Annotated in this window: 15 protein-coding genes; 11 read left to right on the top strand and 4 right to left on the bottom strand. The window is 69.1% G+C overall.

The features are described 5' to 3' along the window. Position 1: 1 nt before the first annotated feature. On the bottom strand, positions 2-766 hold the full coding sequence (gene map, locus ACZ5J1_RS07780) for a type I methionyl aminopeptidase (RefSeq protein ID WP_464564063.1): 765 nt from the start codon (positions 764-766) through the stop codon (positions 2-4). Positions 767-799: 33 nt separating this feature from the next. On the opposite strand from map, the gene ACZ5J1_RS07775 reads away from it, so the two are divergent. Next, positions 800-1,744, top strand: a complete 945-nt coding sequence (locus tag ACZ5J1_RS07775) for a glycoside hydrolase family 6 protein (protein ID WP_464564061.1) — start codon at positions 800-802, stop codon at positions 1,742-1,744. A 96-nt stretch (positions 1,745-1,840) separates the two neighbouring features. Then, positions 1,841-3,055 carry a fatty acid desaturase family protein gene (locus tag ACZ5J1_RS07770; RefSeq protein WP_464564059.1) on the top strand — a complete coding sequence of 405 codons (1,215 nt, stop codon included), beginning with the start codon at positions 1,841-1,843 and terminating at the stop codon, positions 3,053-3,055. Here the strand turns inward: ACZ5J1_RS07770 and ACZ5J1_RS07765 are convergent. Beyond that, positions 3,022-3,945, bottom strand: a complete 924-nt coding sequence (locus ACZ5J1_RS07765) for a carbohydrate kinase family protein (RefSeq protein WP_464564058.1) — start codon at positions 3,943-3,945, stop codon at positions 3,022-3,024. The two genes, ACZ5J1_RS07770 and ACZ5J1_RS07765, sit on opposite strands and share 34 nt — an antisense overlap. Before the next feature lie 18 nt (positions 3,946-3,963). Between ACZ5J1_RS07765 and ACZ5J1_RS07760 the strand changes: the two genes are divergently transcribed. Next, positions 3,964-4,326: a hypothetical protein gene (locus ACZ5J1_RS07760; protein WP_464564056.1), complete on the top strand. Its 363-nt coding sequence runs from the start codon at positions 3,964-3,966 to the stop codon at positions 4,324-4,326. Positions 4,327-4,335: 9 nt separating this feature from the next. Here the strand turns inward: ACZ5J1_RS07760 and ACZ5J1_RS07755 are convergent, their stop codons facing one another. After that, complete coding sequence (locus ACZ5J1_RS07755) at positions 4,336-5,007, bottom strand: MBL fold metallo-hydrolase (protein WP_464564054.1); 672 nt, start codon at positions 5,005-5,007, stop codon at positions 4,336-4,338. Beyond that, positions 5,004-5,717, bottom strand: a complete 714-nt coding sequence (locus tag ACZ5J1_RS07750) for a maleylpyruvate isomerase N-terminal domain-containing protein (protein WP_464564053.1) — start codon at positions 5,715-5,717, stop codon at positions 5,004-5,006. Before ACZ5J1_RS07750 ends, ACZ5J1_RS07755 begins: the two co-directional genes overlap by 4 nt. A gap of 100 nt (positions 5,718-5,817) precedes the next feature. Here ACZ5J1_RS07750 and uvrA point away from each other — a divergent pair, with 100 nt between their 5' ends. From uvrA to ACZ5J1_RS07710, 8 genes are all read left to right on the top strand, one after another. Continuing rightward, the gene (gene uvrA / locus ACZ5J1_RS07745) at positions 5,818-8,658 is read left to right on the top strand and encodes an excinuclease ABC subunit UvrA (RefSeq protein ID WP_464564051.1); all 2,841 of its coding nucleotides are present in this window, start codon (positions 5,818-5,820) and stop codon (positions 8,656-8,658) included. 27 nt (positions 8,659-8,685) lie between these two features. Next, positions 8,686-9,153, top strand: a complete 468-nt coding sequence (locus ACZ5J1_RS07740; RefSeq protein ID WP_464564050.1) for a Rieske (2Fe-2S) protein — start codon at positions 8,686-8,688, stop codon at positions 9,151-9,153. After that, the gene (gene uvrC, locus ACZ5J1_RS07735) at positions 9,150-11,093 is read left to right on the top strand and encodes an excinuclease ABC subunit UvrC (RefSeq protein ID WP_464564049.1); all 1,944 of its coding nucleotides are present in this window, start codon (positions 9,150-9,152) and stop codon (positions 11,091-11,093) included. Before ACZ5J1_RS07740 ends, uvrC begins: the two co-directional genes overlap by 4 nt. 32 nt (positions 11,094-11,125) lie before the next feature. Beyond that, a complete protein-coding gene (rapZ, locus tag ACZ5J1_RS07730) occupies positions 11,126-11,956 on the top strand; it encodes an RNase adapter RapZ (RefSeq protein ID WP_464564745.1) in 831 nt (276 codons plus the stop codon). 1 nt (position 11,957) lies between these two features. Next, a complete protein-coding gene (locus ACZ5J1_RS07725) occupies positions 11,958-12,977 on the top strand; it encodes a gluconeogenesis factor YvcK family protein (RefSeq protein ID WP_464564047.1) in 1,020 nt (339 codons plus the stop codon). Further along, positions 12,968-13,951, top strand: coding sequence for a DNA-binding protein WhiA (gene whiA / locus ACZ5J1_RS07720; RefSeq protein WP_464564045.1), 984 nt, complete (start codon positions 12,968-12,970; stop codon positions 13,949-13,951). Before ACZ5J1_RS07725 ends, whiA begins: the two co-directional genes overlap by 10 nt. Positions 13,952-14,086: 135 nt before the next feature. After that, entirely contained in the window at positions 14,087-15,085 is a 999-nt protein-coding gene (gap, locus tag ACZ5J1_RS07715; protein WP_464564043.1) for a type I glyceraldehyde-3-phosphate dehydrogenase, read from the top strand. 3 nt (positions 15,086-15,088) lie between these two features. Then, the gene (locus tag ACZ5J1_RS07710) at positions 15,089-16,279 is read left to right on the top strand and encodes a phosphoglycerate kinase (RefSeq protein WP_464564041.1); all 1,191 of its coding nucleotides are present in this window, start codon (positions 15,089-15,091) and stop codon (positions 16,277-16,279) included. Positions 16,280-16,286 lie beyond the last annotated feature (7 nt).

The raw sequence follows: 16,286 nt of genomic DNA, 5'->3' as shown, positions 1-16,286 counted from the left end.
CTCAGCGTGCGGTGAGGATGAGTGGGCCGTCCTCGGTGATCGCGACGGTGTGCTCCATGTGGGCACCGCGCGAGCCGTCGGCCGACCGGATGGTCCAGCCGTCGGGGTCGATGTAGATCTCGTCCGTGGTGTGCAGGAACCACGGCTCGATCGCGATCACCAGACCCGGTTCGAGCTTGAAGCCACGACCGGGCTTGCCGGCGTTCGGCACGTGCGGGTCGCCGTGCATCGTCCGGCCCACCCCGTGGCCGCCGAACTGGGTGTTGACCTTGAGCCCGTTGCGCTTGGCGACGACCTCGATGGCGTGCGAGATGTCGCCGATCCGGTTGCCGGCCTGAGCCGCCTCGATGCCGGCATCGAGGGCCTGGGTGGTGATGTCGATCAGCTTCTGGTCCTTCGGGTCACCGTCACCGACGACCACGCTGAGGGCGGAGTCCGAGACCCACCCGTCGACGCTGACAGCGAAGTCGACGCTGAGCAGGTCACCGTCGACGAGGGTGTAGTCGAACGGGAGTCCGTGCAGGACCGCGTCGTTGACGCTGGTGCAGAGCACCTTGCCGAACGGCATCGCGCCGAAGCTCGGGTGGTAGTCGATGTAGCAGGACTCCGCGCCGCGGTCCTTGATCATCTGGTGTGCCAACGCGTCGAGCTCCAACAGGTTGACCCCGGGAGCCGCAGCGGCCTGCAGCGCGGTGAGCACCTCGCCGACGAAGACTCCGGCGGGCTTCATCTGCTCGATCTGGGCGGGGGTGCGGAGTTCGATCACGATCATGAAGCCTAAACCGTCTAGCCTTGGGCGGTGAGATCACGGCCTGCGTTCGCCACCGCCTCCGTCGCGGTCCTCGCGGCCCTCCTGGTCGCAGCCCTGTGCCTGCCGGCGTCGGCCGCGAAGGTCGACCCCCGCAAGACCGGCAAGCTGTACGTCGACCCGTACTCGACCGCCATGCACCGCGGCGCTCCGTTCGGTGGCCTCGCCTCCGTCCCGCAGGCACGGTGGTTGACCGAGCACGACCCGATCGCCGCGGTCGGTCGCACGGTGTCGGCCTACGTGGGTTCGGCAGCGAAGGCGCACCGCATCCCGCAGCTCGTGGTCTACGGCATCCCGCTGCGCGACTGCGGCTCCTTCTCGGCGGGCGGCTGGGCTACCACGGCGCAGTACCGGGCCTGGATCAACGCGATCGCGAAGGGGCTGGGCTCGTCCCGGGCGCTTCTGGTCCTGGAACCCGACGCCCTGGCCAGCTCGGAGACCTGCGGTGGCACGGCACGGATCCAGCTGCTGCGCTGGACCGCGCAACGGCTCGCGAAGACCAAGGCCTGGACCTATCTCGACGCCGGTCACAGCGGGTGGCTCGCGGCGGACGTGATGGCCCCGCGGCTCGTCGCCGCCGGGGTGCGTTGGACGCGCGGCATCAGCCTGAACGTCTCCAACCATCGCTCGACCGCGGCCGAGAAGCGTTACGGCGCGGCGGTGGTCGCCGCCCTGGCCCAGCGGAAGGTCAAGGGCCGGCACCTGGTGATCGACACCTCCCGCAACGGCGCGAAGCCGGTCTCGGCGGAGTGGTGCAACCCGACGTGGGCGCGGATCGGCGCCAAGCCGCACATGGTCCGCAAGAAGGGGCTGGTCGACGGCTATCTCTGGGTCAAGCACCCGGGGGAGTCCGACGGGTTGTGCAACGGCGGTCCGACGGCCGGCTCGTGGAGTGACCTGCTGGCAAACCGGCTGTTGGGTCGCAGCAAGGTCTGATCGGCCGCGTTCTTTGTTCGCGGGAGACAAAGAACGTCGTCGGGATCACGCGAGCATCACAAGAACTTATGCTGGCGGATTAGCGATGCTGGTCAGGTGACGATCACTGACCACCCCGCCACGAGCCCCATCTCCCACCTCACGCGTGAGGACATCGAGGAGATCGGGCGCCGTCTGGACGCAGTCCGTCAAGAGGTCCTCGAGTCACGAGGCGCCTCCGATGCCGCCTACATCCGCAAGGTGATCAAGACCCAGCGCTACCTCGAGCTCGGCAGCCGGGCCATCCTGCTCGGCAGCCTGTTCCCGCCCGCGTGGATCGTGGGCACCGCCGGGCTCAGTGTCGCCAAGATCCTGGCGAGCATGGAGATCGGGCACAACGTGCTGCACGGCCAGTGGGACTGGATGCGCGACCCGAAGATCCACTCGTCGACCTGGGAGTGGGACAACGCCTCGACCGCGGAGAGCTGGAAGCACTCCCACAACGAGGTCCACCACACGTACACGAACATCATCGGCAAGGACAACGACCTCGGCTACGGGATCATGCGGGTCGACGACGACCAGCGCTGGTACCCGATGTACCTGGCTCAGCCGTTGTTCAACTTCATCAACATGCTGGTCTTCGAGTACGGCATCGCCGCCTACGACCTCGAGCTCGGGCGCAACCTCAAGATCCCCAAGGAGCAGCGCTCGGAGGAGTTCAACGAGAACGTGCGCAAGACCCTGGCGAAGATGCGGACCCAGGCACTGCGCGACTACGTCCTGCACCCGCTGCTCTCCGGCCCCTCCTTCGTGCCGACGTTCCTGGCCAACGTCACCGCCAACGTGGTGCGCAACGTCTGGACGCACAGCGTGATCATGTGTGGCCACTTCCCCGAGGGCGTCGCCGCCTTCGAGATCTCCGAGCTCCCCGAGGAGGAGACGCGCGGGGACTGGTACGTCCGCCAGATGCTCGGCTCGGCCAACATCTCCGGCGGCCCGCTGCTGCACATGATGACGGGCAACCTGTCCTTCCAGATCGAGCACCACCTGTGGCCGGACCTGCCGTCGAACCGGTACGCCGAGGTCGCCCCGAAGGTCCAGGCGATCTTCGAGGAGTTCGCCCTGGACTACCACTCGGCTCCGCTCCCTCAGCAGGTCGGCAGCGCCTGGCACAAGATCGTCCGGCTCTCGCTGCCGAACAACTGGCTCGCGACGACGACGCCGAAGAACCTGCCGTCCCAGCTCAAGCTGCTCTACGGGATGACGCGTGGCTCGCGGGCTGTTCGTCGTCGGCTTCAGGCCAAGCTGGACGCTGCCGCCACTGCCTGACGGTTGGGCGGGTCCGCACCGGGGCGGCTGACGGTGATGGCGGCTGCGGTCACCGCCCAGGTCGCGATGTCCTGCCAGTCGGCCAGCGTCAGGCGCTCCAAAGCGGCTCGATCGCCGAGGACGCCTCGGCTCCAGAGCGCGTCGATCAACGCGGACATGAACGAGTCCCCGGCACCGATGGTGTCGGCCACCGTGGTCGACACCCCGGCGACCTCGACCATGCCCGCTGGCGTGATCACGACCGCGCCCTCAGCTCCTCGGGTGACGGCGAAGGCTATGGCGCGACCGGCCGACAGCAACGCCGTCGCTGTCTCGACGTAGGGCAGGTCCGGATCGAACGCCTCCAGGTCCTCATCGGACGCCTTGAGCACGTCGGCCACGGCAGCGAGGCGTCGTACTCGGGGGCGCCAGGCGTCCGGGTCGCCCATCACGCTCGGTCGAAGGTTGAGGTCGTAGGTCAGCGTGGCCTGCCCGACGAGCGACTCGACGATCTCCTCGACCGTGTCGGCGCCCGGCTCGAGGACCGCGGCGATGGAACCGGTGTGCACCACGGCGGGGTGCCCGATCTCGCGTGGCGTCTCGAGGTCCCAGTCGATGTCGAACCGGTACCGGGCACTGCCGTCGGCCGCCAGCGTTGCTGCAGCCACCGAGGTGCGCGCCGGCGATCCGTGATCGATCGTCATCGCCTCGGCCCCGAGGTGCGCGTCGATGAGGGCACCGCCGGCGTCGTCGGCATACCGCGTGAGCAAGGTGGTCGGCCGGTCGAGCCGGGCCAGCCCGACGGCGACGTTCATCGGGCTGCCGCCCGGGGTGCGCGTGGTCGAGCCGTCGGCGCGTGCCACCACGTCGATCAGGGCCTCGCCGATCACCAGTGCTCGTCCGTCCGTCACGCGCCCTAGGTTAAGGCCGTGACTCCCTACGGCACCCGGACCAGGAAGCTGCCCCCTCCGATCCACGTGGTCTGGGCCGACCTGCACTCACCCGCCACGACGGGGAGTCGGGTGTGGCTCGAGCTTCTGGGCGACGAGAACCCGCCTCGGATCATCGAGGCCGTCGCTCCCCACCGCGTGGTCTGGTCGTCGATCTGGGCGAAGCGCCCGGACGACGTCGTCGTCCTGGAGCTCGCCTCGACGGCGTCCGGCTCGGAGACCGCACTGGCGTACACGTTGATGACCCCGGACGAGCTGCCCGACGACCGTCTGACGGCCCACCTCAACTACCGGATCAGCAAGCTGCTCTGGGAGAAGCTCCGCTACAGCTACGGCCAGTAGCCGTCGCACTCACCAACCGCGCTCGCGCCAGACCGCCAGGTGCGGCCGTTCGGTACCGAGGGTCGAGTCGTCGCCGTGGCCGGGATAGAACCAGGTCTCGTCGGCGAGCCGACCGAAGATCCACTTCTCGACGTCGTCGAGCAGCTGCACGAACGCTTCCTTGTCGCCGAAGGTGTTCCCGACCCCACCCGGGAACAGGGAGTCCCCGGTGAACAGGTGGGCGTGGCCGGCCGGGTCGTCGTAGAGCAACGCGACCGATCCGGGGGTGTGGCCTCGCAGGGCGATCACCTCGAGCTCGGACTCACCGACGGTGATCCGGTCACCGTGGTGCAGCTCCCGCACGATCGGCACCGCGGTCTGCTCGGTGATCGCAGCCGCGTCCGGCGCTCCGGCCATCGTCGTCGCACCGGTCGCCTTCACGACCGCGTCCAACGCCCGGTGGTGGTCCCAGTGCTGGTGCGTCGTCACCACCGTGTCGAGGCCCGAGTCGCCGATCCAGGGGAGCAGACGGTCGGGGTCGGCGGCGGCGTCGATCAGCACCTGGGCGCCGGTGTGGCGACACCGCACCAGGTAGCAGTTGTTCGACATCGCAGGATCGACCGCGACCTTGTGGATGCTGACGTGGGTCAGCTCCCGGTCGTCGGCCAGTCCGCCGGGTCGAACAGCTCCGGTGTAGGTCATGCTCCCTCGATCCTCGGCAGGTCGCCGTCGGTGCTGACGGGACCTTCGGTCCCCGGGTACGGCGGGCGGCCGGTCAACCACCAGGCCAGAGTGTAGGAATCCCCGGTCACGGTGGGGCCGGGGGTCCCGAACGTCCAGGTGCGGTCGAGGTCGGTCGCCCGTGCCACGAATCCCGTTCCGGTGCGCTGGGCCGCGTCCCGCTCGAGCAGCTGGGTGGTGAACTCGACCGGCCACATCGCGGGGGAGTAGCGCGCGACGTCGGGACCGAGGTCGCAGTGATGGATCTCCAGCTCGCGCAGTCGGAGCCAGGCGACCGCCCCGACCGGGATGGATCGGCCGCCGGGGATGCGTTCGAACGATCGGCCCGCCACCTCGGGGGTGACCTGCTCCCACGCGCGAGCCAGGTGGTTGACCGCGGAGCGGAGCCGCACGTGCAGCACCGCCGTCCCGGAGCGGGCGAGGGTGGCGATGTCGGCGTCACGATCCTCCTCGGAGCGGTACATCGGGACCGCGTCGCCGGAGACGACCCCGTCGACCGCGCGGGCCAGACCCTCCGCGTTGAGGGTGAGGTGCGAGACCACGTGGCCCGCCGACCACCCCGGAAGCAGACTGGGACGCGTCCAGGCCTCACCATCGAGGGAATCAGCGGTGGCGAGCACGCGTTGAGATGCGGAACGGACGAGCTCCGCGAACTCCGTGGGGTGGCCCATGGGCCCATCGTGCCATCGTTTCGGACTGGTACGATGGCGAACACTTGTTCGACTCGGCATCGCGGGTCGGAACGGATGATGGAAGAGGCAGTAACCGACTGTGGCTGACCAGATCGTGATCCGAGGCGCCCGGGAGCACAACCTCAAGGACGTCTCGCTCGACCTCCCACGTGACTCGCTCATCGTCTTCACCGGGTTGTCCGGCTCCGGCAAGTCGAGTCTGGCGTTCGACACCATCTTCGCGGAGGGCCAGCGCCGCTACGTCGAGTCGCTCTCGGCCTACGCCCGGCAGTTCCTCGGCCAGATGGACAAGCCCGACGTCGACTTCATCGAGGGCCTCTCGCCCGCGGTGTCGATCGACCAGAAGTCGACCTCCAAGAACCCCCGCTCGACCGTCGGCACCATCACCGAGGTCTACGACTACCTGCGTCTGCTCTTCGCCCGCGTCGGGCGTGCGCACTGCCCCGTCTGCGGCTCGCCGATCGAGCGACAGACCCCGCAGCAGATCGTCGACCGGCTCCTCACCCTCGAGGAGGGCCGCCGTTTCCAGGTGCTGGCGCCGGTGATCCGCGGCCGCAAGGGCGAGTTCGTCGAGCTCTTCAGCCAGCTCCAGGCCCAGGGCTACTCCCGGGCACGGATCGACGGTGAGACCCACACCCTCGACAACCCGCCGAAGCTGAACAAGCAGCAGAAGCACACCGTCGAGGTCGTGATCGACCGACTCCAGGTCAAGGCGTCCAGCAAGCGGCGGCTGACCGACTCCGTCGAGACCGCACTCGTCCTCACCGGCGGTCTGGTGGTGATCGACTTCGTCGACACCGGCGAGGAGATGCGCTTCTCGGAGAAGATGGCCTGCCCGAACGAGCACGTCATCGACACCGACGAGCTCGAACCCCGCTCGTTCTCCTTCAACAGCCCGTTCGGCGCATGCCCCGACTGTCACGGCCTGGGCACCCGGATGGAGGTCGACCCCGAGCTCGTCGCGCCGAACCCCGAGGCGACTCTCGGCGAGGGCGCGATCCAGCCCTGGAGCCACGCCCACATCTCCGACTACTTCCTGCGCCTCCTCGGCGCGCTCGGCGACGAGCTCGACTTCGACCTGAACACGCCGTGGCAGGACCTGTCCAAGGCGGTGCAGAAGACCGTCCTCGACGGGCACCCGCGCAAGGTCCACGTCGTGACCACGAACCGGTACGGGCGCCAGCGGGCCTACGACGCCGAGTTCGAGGGCGTCCGTCGGTACGTCGAGCGACGTCACCGGGAGGCCGAGTCCGACACCAGCCGGGAGCGGTTCGAGGGCTTCATGCGCGAGGTGCCGTGCCCGTCGTGCGAAGGCAGCCGACTCAAGCCGGTCTCGATGTCGGTGACGTTGGGCGAGCGCGCCGAGGGCGGGCTCAACATCGCCCAGATCTGCGCGATGCCGATCAACGAGGCGATCAAGTGGCTCGGCGGGGTCACCCTGAGCCAGCGCGAGGCCCAGATCGCCGAGCGCGTGCTCAAGGAGATCCAGGAGCGCCTCCAGTTCCTGCTCGACGTCGGCCTGGACTACCTCTCGCTCGACCGGCCGTCCGGGTCGCTGTCGGGCGGCGAGGCCCAACGCATCCGGCTGGCGACCCAGATCGGTGCCGGCCTGGTCGGCGTCCTCTACGTCCTCGACGAGCCCAGCATCGGGTTGCACCAGCGCGACAACGCGCGTCTGATCGAGACCCTGGTCCGGCTCAAGAACCTCGGCAACACGCTCATCGTCGTCGAGCACGACGAGGACACGATCCGCGTCGCCGACTGGGTGGTCGACATCGGCCCCGGCGCCGGCGAGCACGGCGGCCACGTCGTGCACTCGGGCACCGTCAAGGAGCTGTACAAGAACAAGAAGTCGATGACCGGGCAGTACCTCTCGGGCGCTCGCACCATCCCGGTTCCCGCGGTCCGTCGCCCGATCACGAAGGGCAAGGAGCTCAAGGTCCTGGGGGCCAAGGAGAACAACCTCCGCAACATCGACGTCAGCTTCCCCCTCGGCGTCTTCCTGGCGGTGACCGGTGTCTCCGGGTCCGGAAAGTCCACGCTGGTCAACGACATCCTCTACACCTCGCTGGCCAAGCAGATCTACGGCGCTCGGACCATCCCGGGTCGGCACAAGACGATCACCGGGCTCGAGCACGTCGACAAGGTGATCCACGTCGACCAGAGCCCGATCGGGCGCACTCCGCGGTCGAACCCGGCGACGTACACCGGCGTCTTCGACCACGTCCGGAAGCTCTTCGCCTCCACCCCGGAGGCCAAGGTCCGCGGCTACCAGCAGGGCCGGTTCTCGTTCAACGTCAAGGGCGGCCGCTGCGAAGCCTGTGCCGGCGACGGCACGATCAAGATCGAGATGAACTTCCTCCCGGACGTGTACGTGCCCTGCGAGGTGTGCCACGGGATGCGCTACAACCGCGAGACGCTCGAGGTGCACTACAAGGGCAAGAACATCGGCGAGGTCCTGGACATGCCGATCGAGGAGGCGGTCGACTTCTTCGCCGCCGTGCCCGCGATCAACCGACACCTGACCACATTGGTCGAGGTCGGCCTCGGCTACGTCCGCCTCGGCCAGCCCGCGACCACGCTGTCGGGCGGCGAGGCCCAGCGCGTCAAGCTCGCCAGCGAGCTCCAGAAGCGCTCCACGGGCCGGACGATCTACGTGCTCGACGAGCCCACCACGGGCCTGCACTTCGAGGACATCCGCAAGCTGCTCGGGGTGCTCGGCTCCCTGGTGGACAAGGGCAACAGCGTGGTCGTGATCGAGCACAACCTCGACGTGATCAAGACCGCCGACTGGATCATCGACATGGGTCCCGACGGCGGGAACCGTGGCGGCACGGTCGTGGCCGAGGGCACGCCGGAGCAGATCGCGGCCACGCCGGAGAGCCACACCGGGCGTTTCCTGGCCCCGTTGCTGGAATGAGTTGGTCGTGACAGACAAGATGGACGCATGAGCGAGTCAGTGATCTCCCGCCGTCAGGCCCTGGTCGGTTGCGCTGCAGCCTGCGCGGCCGTTCCGCTGCTCGCTGCTTGCGGCAGTGACGACACCGCGAGCGGCACCCCGTCGAGCACGCCGACCACGACCGAGCCCTCCGGCTCGGCCAGCTCCAGCGCGAGCGGTCGCCCGACCACGCCGGCACTCAGCTCCACGTCGGACATCCCCGTGGGCGGCGGAAAGATCTTCGGCGACAAGAACGTCGTCGTGACGCAACCCACTGAGGGCGAGTTCAAGGGCTTCCAGGCCACCTGCACCCATCAGGGTGGGGCGCTGACCAGCATCAGCGACGGCGACATCGTCTGCTCGCTGCACGGCAGCCGGTTCTCGATCAAGGACGGGTCGGTGGACAACCCGCCCGCCCGAGTCCCGCTGCCGAGCGTCGACATCACGGTGGCGGACGGCGAGATCTTCCTCTCTTGACCGACCCCCAGACCTATCGACCCCGGGCAGGGGAGATCCCGACCCAGCCCGGGGTCTACCGGTTCCGTGACCCTGCCGGACGAGTGATCTACGTCGGCAAGGCGAAGAACCTCCGTTCGCGGCTGTCCAACTACTTCCAGGACCTCGCGAACCTCCACCCCCGCACGGCGACCATGGTCACCACGGCCGCGAGCGTCGAGTGGACCGTGGTCAACACCGAGGTCGAGGCGCTCCAGCTGGAGTGGACCTGGATCAAGGAGTTCGACCCGCGGTTCAACGTCATGTTCCGCGACGACAAGTCCTACCCCTGGCTGGCCGTGACCGTCGGCGACGAGTTCCCCCGCGTGATGGTCGGACGCGGCGCGAAGCGGAAGGGCACCAAGTACTACGGGCCCTACAGCCATGCCTGGGCGATCCGGGAGACCGTGGACGCACTGCTGCGCGTGTTCCCCATGCGGTCGTGCAGCAACGGTGTGTTCAAGCGGAGCCAGCAGTCGGGGCGCGCCTGTCTGCTCGGCTACATCGACAAGTGCAGTGCGCCCTGCGTCGGCCAGATCAACGCCGAGGACCATCGCGCCATCGTCGAGGACTTCTGCGAGTTCCTCGCCGGCCGCACCACCGGGATCCAACGTCGGCTGGAACGCGAGATGTTCGCCGCGAGCGAGGAGCTCGAGTTCGAACGGGCTGCCCGCCTGCGTGACGACCTGGCCGCGATCGATCGCGCTCTGCAGAAGCAGGCGGTGGTGCTCGGGGACGGTGCCGACGCCGACATCATCGCGTTGGCCGAGGACCCGCTCGAGGTCGCCGTCCAGATCTTCCACGTGCGTGCGGGGAGGATCCGCGGTCAACGCGGCTGGGTCGCCGACCGGACCGACGACGGTGAGACCGACAAGCTCGTCGAGGACTTCCTGCTCCAGCTCTACGGCGGCACCGAGGCCGACGATCGCGAGGCGATCCCCAAGGAGATCCTCGTTCCCGCGCTCCCGCCGGACCAGGAGGCACTCGAGGAGCTGCTCAGCGACCTGCGCGGTTCGCGGGTGAAGATCCGCGTGCCGCAGCGGGGCGACAAGCGGATCCTCGCCGAGACCGTCGCCCGCAACGCCGTCCAGACCCTCGCGCTGCACAAGACGCGTCGGGCCAGCGACTTGACCACGCGGTCGCGCGCGCTCGAGGAGATCGAGCAGGCACTGACGCTGCCCGAAGCACCGTTGCGGATCGAGTGCTACGACATCTCGCACCTGCAGGGCACCGAGATCGTCGCCTCGATGGTCGTCTTCGAAGACGGGCTGGCCCGCAAGTCGGAGTACCGCCGGTTCATCATCAAGGGCCAGGACGGGTCCGACGACGTCCGAGCGATGCACGAGGTGATCAGTCGACGATTCCGCCGCCTCCTCGACGAGCAGGCCGCCAGCGGCGAGATCGACCCCGAGACCGGACGCCCGGCGCGCTTCGCCTACGCGCCCGGACTCGTGGTCGTCGACGGTGGCGCACCGCAGGTCGCGGCAGCGGTCCGCGCGATGGCCGAGCTGGGCATCCACGACATCCCGGTCTGCGGCTTGGCCAAGCGCCTCGAGGAGGTCTGGGTGCCGGACGACGAGGACCCGGTGATCCTGCCGCGCAGCTCCGAAGGCCTCTACCTCCTGCAGCGGATCCGGGACGAGGCGCACCGGTTCGCGATCTCGCACCACCGGGGCCGGCGCTCGAAGTCGATGGTCGAGTCCATGCTCGACGACGTCCCCGGGCTCGGCGAGGTCCGTCGCAAGACCTTGCTCAAGTACTTCGGTTCGTTGCGGAAGCTGCGGGCGGCCAGCGTCGAGGAGATCGGGCAGGTTCCTGGCATCGGTCCGGTCGTTGCGGCTGCGATCAAGGACGCCGTCGACCAGAATGGACCTGGGCTGGCGGTCAACACGGCCACCGGCGAAGTACAGGAGGCGACGTGAACGAGTCAGGCGAGCTGGTCGTCGTCACCGGGATGACCGGTGCCGGCCGCAGCACGGCTGCGAAGGAGCTCGAGGACCTCGGCTTCTACGTCGTCGACAACCTGCCGTCAGCGCTGCTGCGGGACGTGATCCGGATGGTCGACCAGTCCCGGGGCGTCGCGCAGCCGATCGCGGTCGTGATCGACGTCCGCTCCGGATCCTTCTTCCGCGACCTCCGTGACGAGCTCGGCCGCGGGCTGCTCGGGCGTCGGTTCACCCTGGTCTTCCTGGACGCCTCCGACGACGTCCTGGTCCGACGCCAGGAGGCGGCCCGCAGGCCGCACCCGCTCCAGGGCGCGGACCGACTCCTCGACGGGCTCGCCCGCGAGCGAGTGGCCCTGGCCGACCTGCGCGCGATGGCCGACCTCGTGATCGACACCACCGCGATCAACGTCCACCAGCTCACCGACCGGATCGCCGCCGCCTTCGGCACCCCCGACACCACCCGGTTGAAGGTCTCGGTGGTGAGCTTCGGCTTCAAGTACGGCATCCCGGTCGACGCCGACTACGTCGCGGACATGCGTTTCCTGCCGAACCCGTTCTGGATCCCCGAGCTGCGCGACGGCAACGGCCGGGACAACCCCGAGGTCGCCGGCTACGTGAAGGCGGCACCCGGGGCTGCCGAGTTCCTCGACGGGTACGTTCCGGTCCTCGCCGGCGTGGCCGCTGGTTACCTCCGCGAGGGCAAGCGGTTCATGCGGGTGGCGATCGGCTGCACCGGTGGGAAGCACCGCTCGGTCGCGATGGCCGAGGAGATCGCCCGGCGCCTGCGTGAACGGGACCTCGAAGCACGGGTGATGCACCGCGACCTCGGGCGGGAGTGACGTGACCGACCAGCACTCCCTGGACGAGTTCGACCTCGACCGGGCACAGTCGGTCGTCGCCTTCGGTGGCGGCCACGGCCTCTACTCCACCCTGTCCGCCGTCCGACAGCTGGTCGACGACCTCACCGTCGACGACCTCACCGCGATCGTCACGGTGGCCGACAACGGCGGCTCCTCCGGTCGACTCCGGCACGAGTTCGACGTCCTTCCACCGGGCGACCTGCGGATGGCGCTCGCGGCCCTGTGCGCGCCCGATGAGTGGGGCCGCACCTGGGCGGAGGTGCTGCAGCACCGGTTCGCCGGAGACGGCGAGATGAAGGGCCACAACCTCGGCAATCTCCTCATCGTGGGGCTCTGGGAGCGGCTCGGCGACCCCGTGGAGGCGCTCGACTGGGTCGGCCGGCTGCTCGGAGCCAAGGGCCGGGTGCTGCCGATGGCGTTGACGCCGATGGTGATCGCCGCCCAGGTACGAGGACTCGACCCCGCCGACCCCGACGCGCTGACGACGGTCCGCGGCCAGGTCGAGGTGGCGACCACCGACGGGGTCATCGACTCCATCGCTCTGGAACCCGCCGACCCACCTGCCGCGCCGGAGGCGGTCGCAGCCATCGCCGACGCGGACTGGCTCGTCCTCGGGCCCGGGTCGTGGTTCACCTCGGTGATCCCGCACCTCAAGGTGCCCGCGCTGCACGACGCCCTCGTCGAGGCGTCCGGTCGGGTCGTGGTCGTCCTCAACCTCGAGGAGCAGGAGGGGGAGACCCCGGGCTTCGGCCCGGCCGATCACCTCGCCGCCCTGCTGGAGCACGCGCCGTCCCTGGTCGTGCACACCGTGATCGCCGACCGCGACTCCGTGGGCGAGGGACTCGCCGACCTGACCGCGGCCGTGACGGCGGCCGGAGCGGAGCTCCTGGTGGCCGACGTGGCGATGGACGACGGCTCCGCCCGGCACGACCCGGACAAGCTGGCCACGGCCTTTCGGACGTTGTTGACTCCCGTGGGAGGATCGTCCGCATGGCAATGACGGCACAGGTGAAGGCAGAACTCGCGGCCACCCCGGTCACGAAAACCTGTTGCCGGAAGGCCGAGGTTGCATCGACCCTCCGCTTCGCCGGGGGACTGCACATCGTCAACGGACAGATCGTCGTCGAGGCCGAGGTCGACACCGGTGCTGCGGCGCGTCGACTCAAGTCGAACATCGCCGATGTCTACGGGCACCAGGCTGAGGTCACGGTCGTCCAGGGCAACGGACTGCGCAAGGGCAGCCGCTACATCGTGCGGGTGACCCGGGACGGCGAGGCGTTCGCCCGCCAGACCGGTCTGCTCGACCAGCGGAACCGTCCCGTCCGCGGGCTTCCGCCCGCTGTCGTGTCCGGCGGCGTCTGCGACTCCGAGTCGGCCTGGCGCGGAGCCTTCCTCGCCCACGGCTCCCTGACCGAGCCCGGCCGCTCCTCGTCCCTCGAGGTGACCTGCCCCGGCTCCGAGGCCGCGCTGGCCCTGGTCGGCGTGGCCCGCCGACTCGGCATCCAGGCGAAGGCCCGCGAGGTCCGTGGGGTCGACCGAGTCGTGATCCGCGACGGCGACGCGATCGGCGAGCTTTTGACCCGTCTGGGCGCGCACGAGTCGCTGATGGCGTGGGAGGAGCGACGGATGCGGCGCGAGGTCCGCGCCACGGCCAACCGGCTGGCGAACTTCGACGACGCGAACCTGCGCAGGTCGGCCCGTGCCGCCGTCGCCGCCGGTGCCCGCGTCGAACGTGCGCTGGAGATCCTCGGCGACGAGATCCCGGACCACCTGCGTCAGGCCGGCAGCCTGCGGCTCGAGCACAAGCAGGCCTCGCTGGAGGAGCTCGGCCAGCTGCACGACCCGGCCCTGACCAAGGACGCGATCGCCGGTCGGATCCGTCGGCTGCTCGCGATGGCCGACAAGCGCGCCGAGGACCTCGGGATCCCCGACACCGAGGCGTCGCTGACGCCGGACATGCTCGCCGACGACTGACCTCCGAGCGGGGTTTGCCCAGGGTTTGAACGGTCCATCTCGGGCGCTCATCGGCGACCGGTAGGGTCGACGCGGGTCACCAAAGGCCCGACCAGACCGCAGGGTCACCAAAGGCCCTCATCCTCAGGAGTCAGCATGACTGTTCGTGTAGGCGTCAACGGCTTCGGCCGTATCGGCCGCAACTTCTTCCGCGCAGTTCGCGAGTCCGGCCTCGACATCGAGATCGTGGCCGTGAACGACCTGTCCGACAACAAGGTCCTCGCCCACCTGCTCAAGTACGACACCATCCTGGGTGTCCTCGACGCCGACGTGACCGCCGCTGACGGCGAGATCAAGGTCGGCGACCAGGTGATCAAGGCCTTCGCCGAGCGCGACCCCGCCAACATCCCGTGGAGCAGCGTCGGTGTCGACATCGTCGTCGAGTCCACCGGCTTCTTCACCGACGCGACCAAGGCTCGTGCCCACGTCGACGCCGGTGGCGCCAAGAAGGTCATCATCTCCGCCCCCGCGAGCAACGAGGACGCCACCATCGTGATGGGCGTCAACGAGGGCATCTACGACCCGGCGAACCACACCGTCATCTCCAACGCCTCCTGCACCACGAACTGCCTGGCCCCGCTGGCCAAGGCGCTGCACGAGGGTGTCGGGATCAACAAGGGCCTGATGACGACGGTGCACGCCTACACCGCCGACCAGAACCTGCAGGACAACATCCACAGCGACCTGCGCCGTGCCCGCGCCGCCGCGCTGAACATCGTGCCGACCTCGACCGGTGCGGCCAAGGCCATCGGCCTGGTCCTGCCCGAACTGAAGGGCAAGCTCGACGGCTACGCCCTCCGCGTCCCGACCCCGACCGGCTCGCTCACCGACCTCTCCTTCGAGGCCTCGCGCGAGACCTCGGTCGAGGAGATCAACGAGATCGTCAAGAAGGCCGCTGACGGCAAGTTCCTGGTCTACTCCACGGACCCGATCGTCTCCTCCGACATCGTCACCAACCCGGCCTCGTCGATCTTCGACGCGCCGCTCACCAAGGTGATCGGCAACCAGGTCAAGGTCGCCTCCTGGTACGACAACGAGTGGGGCTACTCCAACCGCCTCGCCGACCTGATCGACTACGTCGGCAAGACGCTCTGATCGATGGGGGAGTACGCCGGCCTCGGAGAGGTCGCAGGTAAGCGGGTCCTGGTTCGCAGCGACCTGAACGTCCCGCTCAAGGATGGCGTGATCGGGGACGACGGGCGCATCCGCGCCTCGGTCCCCACGATCAAGGCCCTCGCCGATGCCGGCGCTCGCGTCGTCGTGATGGCCCACCTGGGTCGTCCCGACGGCGCGCCGGACCCGGCGTACTCCCTCGCCCCGGTCGCCGTGCGACTGGGTGAACTGCTCGGCGCCGAGGTCGCGTTCGCCACCGACACCGTCGGTGAGTCCGCGCAGTCGGTCGTCGCCGGTCTGGCCGACGGCCAGGTCGCGCTCGTCGAGAACGTCCGCTTCAACGCCGGCGAGACGTCGAAGGACGCCGCCGTGCGCGGTGCGTTCGCCGACCAGCTCGCTGCCCTCGGTGACGCCTTCGTCTCCGACGGTTTCGGCGTCGTGCACCGCAAGCAGGCGTCCGTGTACGACGTCGCGGAGCGTCTCCCGCACGCGATGGGTGCCCTGGTCGGCGCCGAGATCGACGTGCTGCGACGGCTGACCGACACCCCCGAGCGGCCCTACGCGGTCGTGCTCGGCGGTTCGAAGGTCTCCGACAAGCTCGGAGTCATCGACAACCTGCTGGAGAAGGCCGACACGCTCCTGATCGGCGGCGGCATGCTCTTCACGTTCCTCAAGGCCCAGGGCCACGAGGTCGGCAAGAGCCTGCTCGAGGAGGACCAGATCCCCACCGTGCTCGAGTACCTCGAGCGCGCCCAGGCGAACGGTGTCTCCATCGTCCTGCCGACCGACATCGTCGTCGCCGACTCGTTCGGCGACGAGGCCAGCGCCCGCGTGGTGCCCGCCGACGCCATCCCGGCCGACACCCTCGGACTGGACATCGGCCCGGAGTCGGGTGCCGCCTTCGCGGCCGCCGTACGCCAGGCGCGGACCGTGTTCTGGAACGGTCCGATGGGCGTGTTCGAGCAGCCGGCCTTCGCCGAGGGCACCCGCGCCGTCGCCGGCGCCCTGACCGAGGTCGACGGTCTCTCCGTCGTCGGCGGCGGGGACTCGGCCGCTGCCGTGCGCGCCCTCGGTTTCACCGATGACCAGTTCGGTCACATCTCGACCGGTGGCGGTGCCTCTCTCGAATACCTCGAGGGCAAGGAACTCCCCGGTATCACTGTCTTGGAAGGCTGATCGTGGC

This window comes from Nocardioides sp. JCM 18999, from assembly GCF_055391175.1.
This window is presented reverse-complemented; position numbering and strand designations above follow the sequence as displayed.